Genomic DNA, 17,598 nt, shown 5'->3' with positions numbered 1-17,598 from the left:
GGCACCTTACCAGTCTTGCGGGTGATCGACGGCGTGGCGCCGTCCACCAGGGGCAGCGGCCCTGCGGCATGCTGTCCAGGTGAAACGACTGGCACCCGCGGCGTGCATCTCTTACCTTGTGGCCCCCGCTGTCGCCGTCAGGTATCCGCTCGTCATGTCCGCGTCATCCACCCCGCCCGAGGGGCTGCAACGCAGCCTGTCCAATCGTCATCTGCAACTGATCGCCATCGGCGGCGCCATCGGCACCGGCCTGTTCATGGGCTCCGGCAAGACCATTGCCCTGGCCGGCCCGTCGATCCTGCTGGTCTATCTGATCATCGGCAGTGCGCTGTTCTTTGTCATGCGCGCCCTGGGCGAGCTGCTGCTGTCGAACCTGGAATACAAGTCCTTCATCGATTTCTGCACCGACCTGCTCGGGCCCTGGGCCGGTTTCTTCTGCGGCTGGACCTACTGGTTCTGCTGGATCGTTACCGCCATCGCCGATGTCATCGCCATCGCCGCCTATGCCCAGTTCTGGTTTCCCAGCCTCGCGCCCTGGATCCCGGCACTGCTCTGCGTGCTGCTCCTGCTGGGCCTCAACCTGGTCACGGTGCGACTCTTCGGCGAAATGGAATTCTGGTTCGCACTGATCAAGATCGTCGCCATCTGCGCGCTGATCGTCACCGGCTTCGGCCTGGTCTTCTGGGGTTTCCAATCGCCCTCGGGCAACGTGGCGAGCCTGAGCAATCTGTGGAACGACGGCGGCTTCTTCCCCATGGGCCTGGGCGGCTTCTTCGCTGGCTTCCAGATCGCCGTCTTCGCCTTCGTCGGCATCGAGCTGGTGGGCACCACCGCCGCCGAGACCGCCGATCCCCGGCGCAACCTACCGCGCGCCATCAACTCCATTCCGGTGCGCATCCTGGTCTTCTATGTGCTGGCGCTGGTGGTGATCATGGCGGTGACGCCCTGGCGCCAGGTGGTGCCGGACAAGAGTCCCTTCGTCGAACTCTTCGTGCTGGCCGGCGTACCCATGGCCGCCAGCCTGATCAATTTCGTGGTGCTGACCTCGGCCACTTCCTCGGCCAACAGCGGCATCTTCTCCACCAGCAGGATGCTCTATGGCCTGGCCCGCGAAGGCCATGCGCCCCGGGGCCTCACCCGTCTTTCCCGGGCGGCCGTGCCAGCACGTGGGCTGCTGCTGTCCTGCCTGTGCCTGTTGCTGGGCACGGTGCTGATCTACCTGATCCCCAATCTCGTCACCGCCTTCACCCTGGTCACCACCCTGGCCGCGGTGCTGTTCATGTTCGTCTGGTCGCTGATCCTGTTGGCCTGGCTGGCCTATAGACGCAACCGGCCGGAGCAGTACGCCGCCTCGGCTTTTCGGCTGCCTGGCGGGCGCTGGGTGTGCTACGGGGTGCTGGCCTTCTTCGCCGCGGTGCTGGTCTTGCTGACCCTGCAGGACGACACCCGCCAGGCGCTGCTGGCCAGTCCGCTGTGGTTCCTGCTGCTGGGCCTGGGCTACTGGTGGCGCGGGCGGCGGACGCTACGCGGCGGCTAGCCAGCCACAGTTCGCTCAACCCACCGACCAGAGTTCATCGAGGCGGGTGGTGTAGCGCGGGCTGAGCAGGTCGCGGCGCATCTGCCAGGCAGGATCGCGCGGAATCCTGGCTGGACGCAGGGTTTCGCGACCGAACCGGCCGTTGATGGCGTCCAGCGTTGCCATCAGCCGGGTAGCGGCCGGATCCGGCGCGCCAGCGAAGAGATCCGCGGCCACCTCGTCACGGTGACAGAGATCGAGCAGCAACACCTCGGCCTTGGCATAACCGAAACCGTCGCGAAATATCTCGCGCAGGCCGGACTGGGCATAGTCGTTGAGTACCCGAGTGTCGTCGCTGGGGGCCGGTAGGTTGAGCAGGCTGGCGTTGGCATAGCGGCCCTCGTCCGCGCCATGCATCCCGGTCTGGATGCTGACCCTCAGGGTGCGACAGAGCGAACCCTGGGCGCGCAGCTTTTCCGCGGCGCGGGCGGTGTAGCTGGCCACCGCCTCGGCCAGGGCGCCGAACTGGTACTGGCGGCGACCGAACATGCGGCTGCTGCAAATGGTCTGCCGCGGCGCCTCCAGTTCTTCGAGACTTAGGCAGGCCAGGCCGCGCAATTCCCGGGAGGTCTTTTCCAGCACCACGCTGTAGCGCTGGCGCAGTGACCAGGCATCCTGCGCGGCTAGTTCCCAGGCATTGGTGACGCCCTCGCCCCGCAGGCGCGCGGCCAGGCGCCGGCCGACACCCCAGACGTCTTCGATCGGCGAATGCTTCAGCACCCAGTCATGCACCACCGGATCGCGCAGATCCAGTACGCCACCGGTGCGCTCCGGCCAGCGCTTGGCGGCGGCATTGGCCAGCTTGGCCAGGGTCTTGGTGCCGGCGATGCCGACGCTGACCGGGATGCCCGTCCATTTCTGCACCCGCGCCTGCAGGCGGTGGCCGAGGGCGTCCAGGGGCTCGGGCAGGCCAGCCAGATCGGCGAATACCTCGTCGATGCTGTAACGCTCCAGGCGCGGCACCAGAGTCCCCAGGGTGCGCATCACCCGGTCGCTGAGGTCGCCATAGAGCGCATAGTTGGAGCTGAAGGCCGCGACCTCGCCACGCTGGGCCAGCTCGCGCACCTGGAACCAGGGCGCGGCCATGGCGATGCCCAGGCGCTTGGCCTCGGCCGAGCGGGCGATCACGCAGCCGTCGTTGTTCGATAGCACCACCACCGGGCGTCCGGCGAGATCGGGGCGGAAGACCCGCTCGCAACTGCAATAGAAGGCATTGCAGTCGATCAGCGCCAATACCGACTCAGCCATGGCCAAAGCGCCTCAGGCTGTGGGTGGCCACACCCCAGACTTCGAAGTCGTCGCGCTCGCCGATGACCAGCGGCGCATAGGCGGGATTTTCCGCCAGCAGGACGAAGTTCGCGCCGCGCCGGCCCAGGCGCTTGAGGGTGGGTTCGCGATCGCGCACCGCCACCACGATATCGCCCACCCGCGCCGGACGGGCGCGGTCAATGATCACCAGATCGCCAGGAAAGATGCCCACCCCGGTCATGCTGTCGCCACTGACCTGGATGACGTAGGTATGAGGAGCGCGCAGGTCGACCAGTTCGTCCAGCGAGACCTGGCGCTCCAGATGATCCTGGGCCGGCGAGGGAAAACCGCACGGCAGGCGAAAATCATAGAGCGGCAGCTGGGTGTCGGACGACGCCAGGCAACCCAGGACGGTAACGGACATGACAAGGTGCTCCTGCGGATAACTGTCTATTTATACAGTTATCCGCAGGAGCCAGGTTGTAAAGTCGGACCTAACCCCCGCCGATGAGCGGCGCCATCAGACGCCGAGGCGAAAGCGCGATACTACGCTGCGCAGATCCTGGGAGAGGCCCGCCAGGCGCTCGGCGGTACCGGCGTCGGACTCGATCCCGCTCAGTACCTGCACGGTACTGGCACGGATGCCCGTGGTGTTGCGGTTGATGTCTTCGGACACCGCGGCCTGTTGTTCCGCGGCGCTGGCGATCTGCACGTTGACGTCGACGATGCGTCCCACCGCGGAGCCGATGCTGGTCAGGCTGGCACTGGCCTGCTCGGCCGCCGCGACTCCTGTCAGGGCATGGCCACGGCTGGCCTGCATCTGGCCGACGGCCTCGCCGGTAGCGGCCTGCAATTGCTCGATGATGCGGCGGATCTCCTCGGTGGAGGTCTGGGTGCGCGAGGCCAGGGTGCGGACCTCGTCGGCCACCACGGCGAAACCGCGACCCTGCTCACCGGCCCGGGCGGCCTCGATGGCGGCGTTGAGGGCCAGCAGATTGGTCTGTTCGGCGATGGTACGGATCACCGCGATGACCCCGCCGATGGCCTGGCTGTGACTTTCCAGGGCGGCGACCTTGGTGGCGCTGAGATCCACCTCGGCGGCCAGGGCTTCGATGGCCTGTTGGGTCTGCTGCATCACCCGGGCGCCGTCACGGGTGGCCTGATCGGCCTGCTGGGCAGCCGCGACAGCGCCTTCGGTGTTGTTGGCGACGTCCGCCACGCTGGCGGTCATCTCGGTGATGGCGGTGGCCACCTGGTCGGTCTCGCCCTGTTGCGCCTGCATGGTCGAGCGTGCCTGACCGATGGAGCCGGCCAGGGCGCCGGACGCCTGGGCGACTGCCTGGGAGGCCTGATCGACCTCGCGTAGCGAGCGACCGAAGGCCTCCAGCATCTCATCCAGGCTACGACCGATGTCGGCGATCTCGTCACGCCCGGACAAGGCGGCCCGGCGGCTCAGATCGCCCCGGGCAGCGGCGGCGGTCACCTCGACCAGCTCGGCGATCCCCAGGCGCAGGGCCTGGTAGATGCCGGCGAAGGTGTAGCTCAGCAGCAGCAAGGCCCCCAGGATCATGCCCAGGATCATATTGCGTAGCGCGGTTTCATGGGCCAGGCGCTCGGCCAGCATCTGGGACAGAAGGCCCTGGGCCTCTTCCAGAACCTTGTAGTAGCGGGCGACCACGGCATTGCCCTGGGCACCCAGAGCGCGCCCGGCAACCACACCCTCCCCGCTCATGGCAGTCAGCATGCCCTGGCGGAAGTTGGCATAGTCGTCCGATGCGAGCGCCAGGGAGCCCTTGAGGCGTTGCGCCAGCTCAGGCGCCTGGCGCGCCAGCAGCCGCAAACCCTGCTCCAGTTCGTCGGCGGTCTGCCGCTCCTGGCGCACCAGGGTACGCGCCACATTGAGGGTGGCCGGATCGAAGCTGTTGGTAGCGCTCAGGCCGCTCGCCAGGCCGCGCAGCTGGCCGATGAGATTGATCTCCCGAGGCAGTCGCAGCGAAGTGATATCGATGAGAAAGAGGCTGGCGTAGTCGGCATCCAGCGCCAGGCCCGAGGTGGCCGAGACGTAATAGAAGAAGTTGAGGGTCTTGGTCAGCTGCTCATTCCAGCCTTCGAACACCTCCAGCGAGTTGCCTGAGGTTCCCTGCAGCAGCCGTTCGGCTCCCAGCCGCAGCTGACTGACGCGATCGCCGGTTTCCAGCTTCCCGCCGAGTTCACGATCCAACTGCCCCAGGTCGTCATAGGCCTTGAGCAGGTTATCGCGATTGTTCTGCCAATCCTGCTGCGCCGAGGTGTCGCCATCCTGGACACGCTTGGTCAGGGCACGCTGCAACATGCTCAGTCGGGCGACCGGGGTCAGCTGCGTCAGATAGCGCTGACCGTCGATCTCCTGGGTCAAGCTCACGCGCTGCTCCTGGATATCCTGATAGAGGTAGACGCTGAGAAACAGGAGCGGCACCAGAACGATGGTGGCGAGGCAGACGAACTTGGCGGGAAACCTCAGGCGATTCATTATCGTTACAGCAGGGGTCAGCAGATTCATGGCTAGCTCGGGCGGCGGCGAAAGGGGTCATTAGGGCTGTACCGCCCTATTTGTGACGTAATAGACAAAAATTCTTGTAACAGTTTCGTCTCTATCGAGCTGTCGCTTCGCTTCCCTGGCTATTTGCCACTCGGCGGTCGAAAGCCGCCCCTCAACGGTCTTCGGATAGCTCTAGCATGCATGACTTATTGATTCGCAATGCCTTGGTGCTGGACGGCCACGACCGTCCGGGTAGGCCGCTCGATGTCGCTATCGCAGCCGGACGTATCCAGAAGCTGGGCGACCTGTCCACTGAACCAGCCCGAGAGGTCCGCGACGGCAGCGGCCTGGTGCTGGCGCCTGGCTTCATCGACGTCCATACCCACGACGACAGCATGGTCATCCGCCGGCCGCAGCAACTGCCCAAGCTCAGCCAGGGGGTCACCACCGTGGTGGTGGGCAATTGCGGCATCAGTGCCGCGCCGGTCCGTTTGCGCGGTGAGCCGCCGGACCCGCTGAATCTGCTCGGCCCGGCCGCGGCCTTCGTCTATCCCACCTTCGCCGCCTACCGCACCGCCGTGGAACAGGCCCGCCCCGGCGTCAATGTCGCCGCCCTGGTGGGCCACACGGCGCTGCGCAGCAATCACTTGGATGATCTTTATCGCGCCGCCACTCCGGCCGAGATCGCCGCCATGCGTGCCGAGTTGCGCGACAGCCTGGCCGCCGGTGCCCTGGGGCTTTCCAGCGGCCTGGCCTATGCCTCCGCCGCGGCGGCCCCGACCGACGAGGTGGCCCAGCTGGCCGCGGAGCTGGATGCCGTGGGCGGACTCTATGCCACCCATTTGCGCAGCGAATTCGCCGCGGTCCACGAAGCGCTGGACGAAGCCCTGGCCATCGGTCGCCAGGCCCGGGCACCGGTGGTGGTCTCCCACTTCAAGTGCGCCGGGGTGGACAATTGGGGGCGCGCACCGGAACTGCTCGGCGCCCTGGCCGAGGCCGCGCAGACCCAACAGGTCGGCTGCGACTGCTATCCCTATGCCGCCAGCTCCTCCACCCTGGATCTCAACCAGGTCACCCAGCGGCATCGCATCACCATCACCTGGTCCACCCCGCATCCCGAATGCGGCGGCCGCGACCTGGACTCCATCGCCGCCGACTGGGGCCTGGACCTGGACAGCGCCGCACGCCGCCTGCAGCCGGCCGGGGCCGTCTACTACGGCATGAGCGAAGCCGATGTGCACCTCATCCTCGCGCATCCACTGAGCATGATCGGCTCCGACGGCCTGCCCGAGGATCCCTTCCCGCACCCACGCCTCTGGGGCGCCTTCCCGCGGGTGCTCGGCCATTTCAGCCGTGACCTCGGTCTCTTCCCCCTGCACACCGCCGTGCACAAGATGACCGGTCTTTCCGCCGCGCGCTTCGGCTTAGAGGATCGCGGCCTGATCGAACCGGGCGCCCATGCCGACCTGGTGCTGTTCGATCCTGCCCGTATTCGCGATGTGGCCGATTTCAGCGAGCCACAGCGCCCCGCCGAAGGCATCCACGCCGTCTGGGTGAATGGCCGTCTGGCCTATGCGCCGGACCAGAGCATCGACGAGCGCCATGGCCGCTTCCTGCCCCGTGCCGGGGACCTGCGGCAAACCTTCCCACGCTGCTGATCGAACGCTACCGGGTAACGTCCCGACCTGGTGCGCCGCCGTTACCTTCCGCCACTTCCCGGTGCCACCCACGGCACCGGGAGCCTCTTCTTTGCCCGTCGTTCAAGCCAAGCCATTGATTTGCAAAGCCGTCGAAAAAGCTGGCACAGTGACTGCAATCTATTCCGTTGTTACGAACATTATTCCGCTATAACGGAAAAGGAGTCGCACAATGACGGGCAAGACGAAGGGGTGGAAAACACTGGCGCTGCTGGTGGGTCTGGTCGCCATGACTGGCGTCCAGGCGGCCAAGCTGGATGACGTACTCAAGCGCGGTCACCTGATAGTGGGCACCGGCAGCACCAACGCCCCCTGGCACTTCCAGGGCGCCGACGGCAAGTTGCAGGGCTTCGATATCGATATCTCCAAGGTCATCGCCAAGGGGCTGTTCAACGATCCGGAAAAGGTCGAATTCGTCGTCCAGGGCTCGGATGCACGCATCCCCAACCTGCTCACCGACAAGGTCGACATCAGCTGCCAGTTCATCACCGTGACCGCCAGCCGCGCCCAGCAGGTCGCCTTCACCCTGCCCTATTACCGTGAGGGCGTTGCCCTGCTCCTGCCGGCCAACAGCCGCTACCAGCAGATCGATGACCTCAAGGCGGCCAAGGACGACCTGACCGTGGCCGTGCTGCAGAACGTCTATGCCGAGGAGCTGGTGCACCAGGCGCTGCCCGGCGCCAAGGTCGATCAGTACGACAGCGTCGATTTGCTCTACCAGGCCCTGGGCACCGGCCGTGCCGACGCCGTGGCCACCGACCAGTCCTCGGTCAAGTACCTGATGACCCAGACCCCCGGCCGCTACCGCTCGCCCGACTATGCCTGGAGCCCCCAGACCTACGCCTGCGCGGTCAAGCGCGGAGAACAGGACTGGTTGAACTTCGTCAACACCGCCCTGCACGAGGCCATGACCGGTGTGGAATTCCCCACCTACCAGGCGTCCTTCAAGAAGTGGTTCGGTGTCCAGCTGCCTTCCCCGGCGATCGGCTTCCCTGTCGAGTTCAAGTGATCCTGGCCCGGCGCGGTTCGTCCGCGCCCTCTCGGTAGACGTTGAGCATGAACTACACCCTGAACTTCGCCCCCGTGTGGCAGAACCTGGATCACCTGCTGGCCGGGCTTGCCCTCGGCCTGCAGCTGGCCCTGGTAGGCATCGCCATCGGCTGCCTGATCGGCCTGGCCACCGCCTTCGCCCTGCTCTCGCGGGTGCGGGCGTTGCGCTGGCTCGCGGCGGGCTACGTCACCCTGGTGCGCAACACCCCGATCCTGGTGCTGATCCTGCTGCTGTACTTCGCCCTGCCCAGCGTCGGCATCCGCCTGGACAAGCTCAGCTCCTTTCTCATCACCCTGGCGCTCTATGCCGGGGCCTACCTGGCCGAGGTGTTTCGCGGCGGCCTCATGGCCATTCCCAAGGGCCAGCGCGAGGCGGGCCTGGCCATCGGCCTGCGCGAATGGCAGATCAAGGCCTACGTCATCATTCCGGTGATGCTGCGCAACGTCCTGCCATCGCTCTCCAACAGCTTCATCTCCTTGTTCAAGGACACCTCCCTGGCGGCGGCCATCGCCGTGCCGGAGCTGACCTACCAGGCCCGCAAGATCAACCTGGAAAGCTACCGGGTCATCGAGACCTGGCTGGTGACCAGCGTCCTCTACATCCTCACCTGCTACGTCATCGCCCTGCTGCTGCGCCAGCTGGAGCGGCGACTGAGCCTGACCCGCTAGGAGCCCGAACGTGTACGAAGCCCCCTCCTGGTTCCTGGAGTTGTGGAACGCTCGCCAGACCCTGGCCGCCGGTTTCGCCACCACCCTGGCCTGTTCGCTGCTGGCAGTGCTGGGCGGTACCCTGCTGGGTACCCTCGGCGGCCTGGCGCTGACCTACGGCCGCTGGCCGCTGCGCCTACCGTTCCGCCTCTACTCCGATCTGATCCGCGGCACCCCGGTGTTCGTGCTGGTGCTGGCCTGCTACTACATGGCCCCTGCCCTGGGCCTGCGGCCCACGCCCTTCCAGGCCGGCACCGCGGCCCTGCTGCTGTTCTGCGGCTCCCATGTGGCGGAGATCGTCCGTGGCGCCCTGCAGGCCATCCCGCGCGGTCAGCACGAGGCCGCCAAGGCCATCGGCCTGACCTTCGTCCAGAGTCTCCAGGAGGTACTGCTACCCCAGGCGTTGCGCCAGATCCTGCCGACCTGGGTCAACGCCTCCACCGAGATCGTCAAGGCCTCCACCCTGCTCTCGGTGATCGGCGTGGCCGAACTGCTGCTCAGCAGCCAGCAGGTCATCGCCCGCACCTTCATGACCCTGCAGTTCTATCTGTTCGCCGGACTGCTGTTCTTTCTCATCAACTTCGCCATCGAGCGGCTCGGCCGCTACCTGGAAAAACGGGTGACCCTGCCATGACCGCTGCCAACGATCCCTTGCTGAGTATCAACGGCCTGCACAAGAGCTTTGGCGAGGTGGAGGTGCTCAAGGGCATCGATCTCAGCCTCTACCGTGGCGACGTGGTGACCCTGATCGGCTCCAGTGGCTCGGGCAAGACCACCCTGCTGCGCTGCGTCAACCTGCTGGAAGACTTCCAGGGTGGCAGCATCCAGCTGGCCGGCGAGGCCATCGGCTACCGCGAAGACGGCGGTCGCCGCCAGCGCCTGCCGGAGCGCGAGGTCGCCCGCCAGCGTTCGCTCACCGGCATGGCCTTCCAGCAATTCAATCTGTTCCCCCACCTCACCGCTCTGGAAAACGTCACCCTCGGCCTGCGCAAGGTCAAGAAGATGGGCAAGGACGAAGCCATCGCCCTCGGCGAGCAGTGGCTGCGTCGGGTCGGGCTGCTCGAGCGGCGCGACCACCATCCCGGCCAGCTCTCCGGCGGTCAGCAGCAACGGGTGGCCATCGCCCGCGCCATCGCCATGAACCCCAGCCTGATGCTGTTCGACGAACCCACCTCGGCGCTGGATCCGGAGCTGGTCGGCGAGGTGCTGGCAGTGATCAAGGACCTGGCCCAGGATGGCATGACCATGCTGCTGGTGACCCACGAGATGAGATTCGCCTATGAGGTCTCCGATCGCATCGTCTTCATGAGCCAGGGTCGCATCGAGGAGCAGGGTCCGCCGCGCGAACTGTTCGAGCGGCCCCGCTCCACCCGTCTCGCCGAATTCCTCGGCCGGACCTCTTTCTGAATCATCCCCGCTACAGGAGCAACACCATGAGCATCATTCGTTACGGCGCCGGCGAACGCGGCGCAGGTGGCCAACCCCTCCCCTTCGCCCGCGCGGTGGAAGCCGATGGCTGGCTGCACGTCTCCGGCCAGGTGGCCATGGAGAACGGCGAGATCATCGACGGCGGCATCGTCGCCCAGACCCACAAGACCATGCAGAATCTGATCGCCATCCTGAACGAGGCCGGCTACGGTCTGGAGCACGTGGTACGCGCCGGCGTCTGGCTGGACGATCCACGCGACTTCTGGAGCTTCAACAAGGTGTTCGCCGAGTACTTCGCCGGCAATGCCCCGGCGCGCGCCTGCGTGCAATCCTCCATGATGGTGGACTGCAAGGTCGAGATCGACTGCATCGCCTACAAACCCAAGGCCTGAGACAAATCGCACAGATGACCGAACCTACCCGCCAGAGAGCCCGCGGCCTGGACCGCGCCTTCGACATCCTCGATCACCTCAAGCGGGTGGGTCGGCCGCTGCGACCCAACGAGATCGCCGCCGGCCTGGGCATTCCCAAGTCCACCGTCTACGACTTGGTCGGCCTGTTGCTGGAGCGGCACATGCTCGATGCCGTGGGCCGCGACGGTCAGGTCTACCTGGGCCGCGAGCTGTACTTTCTCGGCCAGGCGCACCTGCGCCACTTCGACCTGGCCCGCGAGGCCGGGCTGCTGCTGGACGACATCGTCGCCCGGACCCGCGAGACCGCCCAGCTGTGCCAGCTCAATGGCCGCAAGTACACCGTCTCGCTGATGAAGGAAGGCGCCCGCGCCTTTCGCATCTCCTCCAACGTCGGCGAGGACGCGCCCATTCCCTGGACCGCCTCCGGCCGGTTGCTGCTCGGCCATCTGAGCGACGCCGAGATCCTCGCCCTGATCGATCCGGACGACTTCATCCTGCCCGACGGCAGCCGCCTGCCGCCGGCGACCTTTATCGCCGAGATCCGCAGCGCCTGCGCCGAGGGCTTCTTTTCCTTCGACAGCATCGCCGACACCTACACCCACTGCTTCGCCGCTCCGGTGCAGGACGCCAGCGGCCTGTGCATCGCCACCCTGTGCATCGTCGCGCCCCGTGCCGACGCCCAGGCCCACCATGCCGAGTACCGCCAGGTGCTGGTCGACAGCGCTCGCCGCCTGTCCCAGCGCCTGGGCGGCCAGGAGAATCCATGACCGCTCTACATGCCCCCGAGAAAGGCGCCGCCACCCCTGGCGACAGCCTGCTCCGCGACATCGCCCTGCCCGCCCTGGTCATCCACCAGCGGGCGCTCGATCACAACATCGCCTGGATGCAGGCCTTCGCCAGCGACCGCGGCGCGCAGCTGGCGCCCCATGGCAAGACCAGCATGGCTCCGGCGCTGTTCCAGCGGCAGCTGGCGGCCGGCGCCTGGGGCATGACCCTGGCCACCGCGATCCAGACCCGCGCCGCCCAGGCCCATGGCGTACGCCGGGTGCTGATGGCCAACCAGCTGGTCGGGGCGCCGAACATGGCGCTGATCGCCGAGCTACTGAGCGCCGACCCTGATTTCGATTTCCATTGCCTGGTGGACCATCCCGATCAGGTCACGGCCCTGGGCGCCTTCTTCGCCGAACGCGGCCTGGCGCTACAGGTGATGATCGAATACGGCGTGCCTGGCGGTCGTTGCGGCTGCCGCAGCGAATCCGAGGTACGTGCCCTGGCCCAGGCCATCGCCGGACAACCGGCGCTGCGGCTGACCGGTATCGAAGGTTACGAGGGCGTGATTCACGGCGTCGAGGCAGTGACCGACATCCGCGCCTTCGCCGATTCCCTGGTGCGTTTGGCCGAGGAGTTGCGTGGCCAGGGCGCCTTCTCCCTCGACCGGCCCATCGTCACCGCTTCGGGCTCGGCCTGGTACGACCTGATCGCCGCCGCCTTCGATCAGCTGGAGGTACGCGAACGTTTCCTGGCCGTCCTGCGTCCCGGCAGCTATGTGGTCCATGATCACGGCATCTACCGCGACGCCCAGGGCGGCGTCCTGGCGCGCACCGGCCTGGCCGAGGGCCTGCAGCCAGCGCTGGAGGTCTGGGCCCACGTGCAGTCGCTGCCCGAACCCGGCTTTGCCATCCTGGCCCTGGGCAAGCGCGACGTCGCCCATGACGCCGGCCTGCCACTGCCGCTACGCCGCTACCTACCAGGCCAGGCGGGCGCTGAAGCCGTCGACATGAGCGGCTGTACCGTCACTGCCATCATGGACCAGCACGCCTTCATGGTCGTCGCGCCAGGTACGGAGCTGGCCATCGGCGATATTGTCGCCCTGGGTACCTCCCATCCTTGCCTGACCTTCGACAAGTGGCGCCAGGGCTGCCTGGTAGATGACAGCCTGCAGGTGGTGGAGACCTTCGCGACCTGCTTCTGAGACGCTAGGGCCGCAGCTCGCCTTCGTCTTCGCCATCCCAATAACGGATGCGCTCGGCATGCACCTTGATGAGAATCATGCCGGGCGTATCGGTACCCTGCGGAAACCAGCGGTTCAGGTTCTTGGTCCAGTGCGCCTCGAACTGCGCCTTGTCGCGGATCAGTTCGGCGCGGCCCTCGATGCCGATGAAGATGCCGGGCTTGCCCAGCAGGCTCTTGCCCTCGCTGAAGCTAAGGCCCACCGCCGGATCCTGTTCGATGTCGCGGATCTTGGCCGAGTCGTCATAGGCGTAGAACCAGGAATCACCGTCGTACTCGACGTCGCCGTTGTTGCTCATTGGCCGGCTGGTCAGGCGCCCGGTGCCGGTGGTCAGCATGCAGAAATCCAGATCGCTCATCGCTTTGGACAGGTCGTGCAGGGTCTTGTCGGCCATGGGGGTCGCTCCGGTAGGGTGGGCGGTGTTGCCCGTCTGAATTCAGACCCGGAACTGCTGCCGCTTGGTTCCGATGCGCAGACGCCGACCTGGCTTTTCGGACGGGCTGCCCTAGTGGGAAGACACGTATAGCGCCGACGCGGGCGGCACCGGCAGTGCGTAAGTCGCCTTCATCCAGTCGATTTCCGCCAACGGCGTCCGGCCAAACAGACGCTTGAATTCGCGGCTGAACTGCGAGGCGCTTTCGTAGCCCACGGCAAAGGCCGCGCTCGCGGCCGGCAGGGCGTCGCGCAGCATCAGCAGCCGCGCCTGATGCAGCCGGGTCGACTTCAGGTACTGCATGGGCGTGGTACCCGTCACCTCGCGGAAGTGTCGATGAAAGCTGGGCTGACTCATGCGCGCCTCCTGCGCCAGCGACGCGACGTCCAGCCGCTCGGCATAGCGGGCGTGCAGGGTACGCAATGATCGTGCGATGCGGCCGAAATGTCCCTGGCGATCCAGGGCCGCGCGTAACGAGCCGCCCTGGGCACCGGTCAGGATCCGATAGTAGACCTCGCGCAGCAAGGCGTGCCCCAGCAATCGGGCGTCCGTCGGCACGCTCAACACCTCCAGAAAGCGTAGGGTCGACTGGCGCAGCGGCTCATCGAGGGGCGAAGCATAGAGTCCTCGGGGTGGCTCGACCGTTGGTCCCAGTTCGCTATCGAGCTGCAGCACCAGTTCACCGAGCAGGCGAAAATCAAGCCGCAGGTAGATGGCCAGCAGCGGTGCCTCCGGGCTGGCATCGGTCTCCATGGTGAAGGGTACGGGCACCGATACCACGAGGTAATGCTGGGCGTCGTAACGATAGACGCGTTCGCCGAAGTAGCCGCGCTTGCCACCCTGGCAGACGATGACGACACCGGGATCGTAGAGCACCGGTACGCCGGTCAGGGGGCGATCCGAGCGCAGGAAGCGGACGTCCTCCAAGGCGCTGAGGTTGTAGCCCTCCCGTGGTGCCAGCTTACCTAGCAGGGCTACCAGACGCGCGGGGACGGGATCGCTCGGGGTCATGGACCCTCCTCTTCAGCCATCGGTGGAAAGTGTCAGGCCCTCCCACCGGTCGATCTCCCGGCTGGCCGCGGCCAGGCGTTCGCGCACCAGGTGCAAGGCATCGCTGCCCAGCAGCAATTGCGTGGGCGGCGCTGGCATGGCGATAAGGCGCAACAGCGCCTGGGCGGCCTTGCGCGGATCGCCGAGCTGCTTGCCGCTCTTGGCTTCGCGCGCCGTGCGAATCGGCGCGAACTGCTCATCGTAGTCGGCGATGCTGCGGGCGCTGCGGCGCATCGAGCGACCCGCCCAGTCGGTGCGGAAGGAGCCTGGCGCTACGGCGGTGACCCAGACCCCGAACGGCACCAATTCCTGGCCCAGGGCCGCCGAGATACCTTCGAGGGCGAACTTGCTACCGCAATAGTAGGAGATGCCCGGCAGGGTGATGGTGCCGCCCATGGAGGTGATGTTGATGATATGACCGCGACGCCGCTCGCGGAAGGACGGCAGGAAGGCCTTGGTGACGGCAACCGCCGCGAAGACATTGACCTCGAATTGCTGACGCAGCTCTTCCAGGGGTGACTCCTCAAGGATGCCCTCGTGCCCGTAGCCGGCATTGTTCACCAGTACGTCCACCGGGCCAAGCGCTGCCTGGACCTCCGCCACTACCGCGTCCACGCGATCGTGATCCGTGACATCCAGCAGGACGCCATGGGCCCTGGGCGACAAGGCGGCGAACGCCTGGCGATCGGCTTCCTGGCGCACCGTCCCGATGACGCAATGGCCGGCCACCAGGGCTTCCCGTGCCAGGGCATTGCCCAGACCACTGCTCACGCCAGTGATGAAAAGGGTCTTGTACTCGTTCATGGCTCGCTCCCTCGGTGTAGGAAGCGGCCATGCTAGCGCCCGGGTACGCAGCCTTCGCTGCCGGATCGTCTGGTGGTCTTGCCCAATCCTCTCAACATCGACGCCAGTGGCTCAGGTCCCTCTGGGCTTGGCTCGCGCCGTCGGTTCGGCGATCAGCGGATCGTCCGGCCAGTAGTGCTTGGGGTAGCGGCCCTTGAGGTCCTTCTTCACGTCGAGGTAGGTGTTGGCCCAGAAGCTGGCCAGGTCCTGGGTGACCTGCACCGGACGCCGCGCTGGGGAAAGCAGGTGCAGCTTGACCGCCAGGAGCCCGCCGGCGATGCGCGGGGTATCGACCAGGCCGAACAGCTCCTGCAACCGCACCGCCAGCACCGGCGGGTGCTCGCCGTAGTCCAGGCGGATGTTGGAGCCGGAGGGTACCGCCAGGGTGCGCGGGGCCAGGTCGTCCAGCTGCCGCGGCAGCGGCCAGGGCAGCAGGCCCTGGAGCATGGCGGCCAAGTCCAGATTGGCGAAGTGGGCCAGGCGGGTGACACGGTCCAGGTAGGGCAGCAGCCAGTCTTCCAGGCTGGCCAGCAGGGCCGCGTCGCTGACGTCCGGCCAGTCGCTCGCCTGCTTCTGCTGCAGGTCCAGCTGGCGCAGCAAGGCCACCCGCGCCTGCCACTGGCGCAACTCCGGCGTCCAGGGCAGCAACTCCAGGCCCTTCCGCCGCACCAGCCCCAGCAGCGCGCGGCTGCGGGCCGTGGCGTCCAGGTTCTTCAGCGGCTCGCGACTCAGCACCAGCTGGCCGACCCGGCGCTGGCGTTCAGCGCGCAGGACGCCTTCGCGCTCGTCCCAGTCCAGTTCGTCGTGACTCACCGCCTGCTCGGCCAGCGGCCCCTCGAACAGCGCCAGATCCAGTTCGGCGGCCAGGTAGATGCGCTCCTCGCGCTGCCCCTGGCGACTGCCCAGGTCGGCCACCACCAGCCAGGGCGACTTCATCAACCCATCCGGCTCGCCAAAGCTGGCGGCCCGGCCATTGGCCAGCCGATAGTCCTGGCCGCCGGCCTTGCGCTGCTGGGCGATACGATCCGGATAGGCGCAGGCCAGCAGGGCCCCGGTCCAGCGCGGGTGTTCGGGATCGGCCACCGGCCGCTCGGCCTTGCCACGCAGCAGGCCGCGGTACTGACGGACCAGCTGACGAATGCGCGCCACCCCGCCGCGCGGGCCGCGCCCTTCGCTGGCCAGGAGCAGCAGACGGGTATGCAGGTCGGCGCCCTGCCCCGGCGCCAGGTCGCGCTCGCCCAACAGTGCGGCGATCTCGCAAGCGCGCTCGGCCAGGCCCCAGGACTGACCACGCAACAGCAGGTGCGCCAGCCGCGGATGGGCCGGCAGACCGCTCATGGCCTGGCCGTGAGGGGTGAGCACGCCCTGGTCGTCCAGGGCACCCAGGCGCATCAGCAGGTCGCGGGCCTGGGCCAGGGCCGCGGCGGGCGGGGGATCGAGCCAGGCCAGCTCCTCGGCGCTCATGCCCCAGCGGGCCAGTTGCAGCGCCAGCCCGGCGAGGTCGGCCTGGAGGATCTCGGCGCTGTCGTAGGCCGGCAATTGCTGGTGCAGCTCTTCCGACCAGAGCCGGTAACAGACGCCCGGCTCCAGTCGGCCGGCGCGGCCCTGGCGTTGGGTGGCCGAGGCGCGGGAGATGCGGCGGGTGGTCAGGCGGGTCATGCCGCTGCCGGGATCGAAGGCCGGCACCCGCGCCAGACCTGCATCCACCACCACCCGTACCCCTTCGATGGTCAGGCTGGTCTCGGCGATATTGGTGGCCAGCACCACCTTGCGGCTGCCCACTGGCGCCGGCTCGATGGCCGCCCGTTGGGCCGCCAGCTCCAGCTCGCCATGCAACGGGCAGAGCAGCACCGCAGCAGGCAAGTGATCCGCCAGCCGCTCGGCGGTGCGGCGGATCTCCGCCTGCCCGGGCAGGAACACCAGCAGGCTGCCGGACTCCTCGTCCAATGCCTGCAGCACCGTGGCGGCCACCCGCACCTCCAGGCGTTCGTCCTGGCCGAGCGGTCGACTCCAGCGGGTCGTGACCGGAAACATCCGGCCTTCGCTACGCACCACGGGCGCATCACCAAGCAGCGCGGCCAGGCGCTCGCCTTCCAGGGTGGCGGACATCACCAGCACCTTGAGCGGCGTATCGCGTAGCAGCTCGCGCCCGCTCAGGGTCAGCGCCAGGGCCAGATCGGCGTCCAGGCTGCGTTCATGGAATTCGTCGAAGATCACCAGGCCGACACCGTCCAGCGCCGGATCGTCCTGCAGCCGGCGGGTAAGGATGCCTTCGGTGACCACTTCGATGCGGGTGCGCGGCCCTACCCGGCTTTCCAGGCGGATGCGATAGCCCACCGTCTCGCCGACGCCTTCGCCCAGTTCCGCGGCCAGGCGCTCGGCGGCAGCGCGAGCCGCCAGCCGGCGCGGCTCCAGCAGCAGGATGCGCTGACCGGCCAGCCAGGGTTCGTCCAGCAGCGCCAGGGGCACCCGGGTGGTCTTGCCGGCGCCGGGCGGCGCTTCCAGCACGCAGTCATCACGGCGGGCGAGGGCCTGGCGCAGGTCGGGCAGGACAACATCGATGGGCAAGGGCGTCATTGGGCACGGCCGGTGGTCTCAACGGGGCGGGCAGTATAAAGCGTCT

General features: G+C 67.2%; 16 protein-coding genes. 9 read left to right on the top strand and 7 right to left on the bottom strand.

The window, feature by feature from the left end; translation table 11 throughout:
- Window positions 1-154: 154 nt before the first annotated feature.
- Entirely contained in the window at window positions 155-1,537 is a 1,383-nt protein-coding gene (gene cycA / locus ACUCV0_RS15765) for a D-serine/D-alanine/glycine transporter (protein WP_059313675.1), read from the top strand.
- A gap of 15 nt (window positions 1,538-1,552) precedes the next feature.
- Here the strand turns inward: cycA and ACUCV0_RS15760 are convergent, their stop codons facing one another.
- From ACUCV0_RS15760 to ACUCV0_RS15750, 3 genes are all read right to left on the bottom strand, one after another.
- Window positions 1,553-2,824: a Y-family DNA polymerase gene (locus ACUCV0_RS15760; protein WP_482213086.1), complete on the bottom strand. Its 1,272-nt coding sequence runs from the start codon at window positions 2,822-2,824 to the stop codon at window positions 1,553-1,555.
- Window positions 2,817-3,248 (bottom strand): LexA family protein, encoded by a 432-nt coding sequence (locus ACUCV0_RS15755; protein ID WP_313647411.1) that lies wholly within the window; start codon window positions 3,246-3,248, stop codon window positions 2,817-2,819. Before ACUCV0_RS15755 ends, ACUCV0_RS15760 begins: the two co-directional genes overlap by 8 nt.
- A gap of 96 nt (window positions 3,249-3,344) precedes the next feature.
- Window positions 3,345-5,363 (bottom strand): methyl-accepting chemotaxis protein, encoded by a 2,019-nt coding sequence (locus ACUCV0_RS15750; RefSeq protein WP_482213085.1) that lies wholly within the window; start codon window positions 5,361-5,363, stop codon window positions 3,345-3,347.
- A 176-nt stretch (window positions 5,364-5,539) separates the two neighbouring features.
- Between ACUCV0_RS15750 and ACUCV0_RS15745 the strand changes: the two genes are divergently transcribed.
- The 8 genes from ACUCV0_RS15745 (at window position 5,540) to ACUCV0_RS15710 (ending at window position 12,610) form a co-directional block, all read left to right on the top strand.
- Complete coding sequence (locus tag ACUCV0_RS15745) at window positions 5,540-7,000, top strand: N-acyl-D-amino-acid deacylase family protein (RefSeq protein WP_482213084.1); 1,461 nt, start codon at window positions 5,540-5,542, stop codon at window positions 6,998-7,000.
- Between the two features lie 268 nt (window positions 7,001-7,268).
- Window positions 7,269-8,048: a transporter substrate-binding domain-containing protein gene (locus ACUCV0_RS15740; protein WP_482213132.1), complete on the top strand. Its 780-nt coding sequence runs from the start codon at window positions 7,269-7,271 to the stop codon at window positions 8,046-8,048.
- Between the two features lie 47 nt (window positions 8,049-8,095).
- Window positions 8,096-8,758, top strand: coding sequence for an amino acid ABC transporter permease (locus ACUCV0_RS15735; RefSeq protein ID WP_184292191.1), 663 nt, complete (start codon window positions 8,096-8,098; stop codon window positions 8,756-8,758).
- A 10-nt stretch (window positions 8,759-8,768) separates the two neighbouring features.
- Complete coding sequence (locus ACUCV0_RS15730; protein WP_059313669.1) at window positions 8,769-9,431, top strand: amino acid ABC transporter permease; 663 nt, start codon at window positions 8,769-8,771, stop codon at window positions 9,429-9,431.
- Complete coding sequence (locus ACUCV0_RS15725; protein WP_059313668.1) at window positions 9,428-10,204, top strand: amino acid ABC transporter ATP-binding protein; 777 nt, start codon at window positions 9,428-9,430, stop codon at window positions 10,202-10,204. Before ACUCV0_RS15730 ends, ACUCV0_RS15725 begins: the two co-directional genes overlap by 4 nt.
- 26 nt (window positions 10,205-10,230) lie before the next feature.
- Window positions 10,231-10,617: a RidA family protein gene (locus ACUCV0_RS15720; RefSeq protein ID WP_059313667.1), complete on the top strand. Its 387-nt coding sequence runs from the start codon at window positions 10,231-10,233 to the stop codon at window positions 10,615-10,617.
- 14 nt (window positions 10,618-10,631) lie between these two features.
- A complete protein-coding gene (locus ACUCV0_RS15715; protein WP_454252447.1) occupies window positions 10,632-11,405 on the top strand; it encodes an IclR family transcriptional regulator in 774 nt (257 codons plus the stop codon).
- Window positions 11,402-12,610: an amino acid deaminase gene (locus ACUCV0_RS15710; protein ID WP_482213083.1), complete on the top strand. Its 1,209-nt coding sequence runs from the start codon at window positions 11,402-11,404 to the stop codon at window positions 12,608-12,610. Before ACUCV0_RS15715 ends, ACUCV0_RS15710 begins: the two co-directional genes overlap by 4 nt.
- Before the next feature lie 4 nt (window positions 12,611-12,614).
- On the opposite strand, the gene ACUCV0_RS15705 is transcribed toward ACUCV0_RS15710, so the two are convergent.
- The 4 genes from ACUCV0_RS15705 to hrpB all read right to left on the bottom strand — a co-directional run bounded on the left by ACUCV0_RS15705 (window position 12,615) and on the right by hrpB (window position 17,552).
- On the bottom strand, window positions 12,615-13,043 hold the full coding sequence (locus ACUCV0_RS15705; protein WP_482213082.1) for a pyridoxamine 5'-phosphate oxidase family protein: 429 nt from the start codon (window positions 13,041-13,043) through the stop codon (window positions 12,615-12,617).
- Between the two features lie 111 nt (window positions 13,044-13,154).
- Entirely contained in the window at window positions 13,155-14,093 is a 939-nt protein-coding gene (locus tag ACUCV0_RS15700) for an AraC family transcriptional regulator (protein ID WP_323148955.1), read from the bottom strand.
- 12 nt (window positions 14,094-14,105) lie between these two features.
- Window positions 14,106-14,936, bottom strand: a complete 831-nt coding sequence (locus ACUCV0_RS15695; protein WP_482213081.1) for an oxidoreductase — start codon at window positions 14,934-14,936, stop codon at window positions 14,106-14,108.
- Window positions 14,937-15,047: 111 nt separating this feature from the next.
- Window positions 15,048-17,552, bottom strand: a complete 2,505-nt coding sequence (gene hrpB, locus ACUCV0_RS15690; RefSeq protein WP_482213080.1) for an ATP-dependent helicase HrpB — start codon at window positions 17,550-17,552, stop codon at window positions 15,048-15,050.
- Window positions 17,553-17,598 lie beyond the last annotated feature (46 nt).

The organism is Pseudomonas sp. VMV1 (assembly GCF_056790235.1).
The sequence above is the reverse complement of the archived record's forward strand: the minus strand, read 5'-3'. Positions and strand labels throughout refer to the sequence as shown.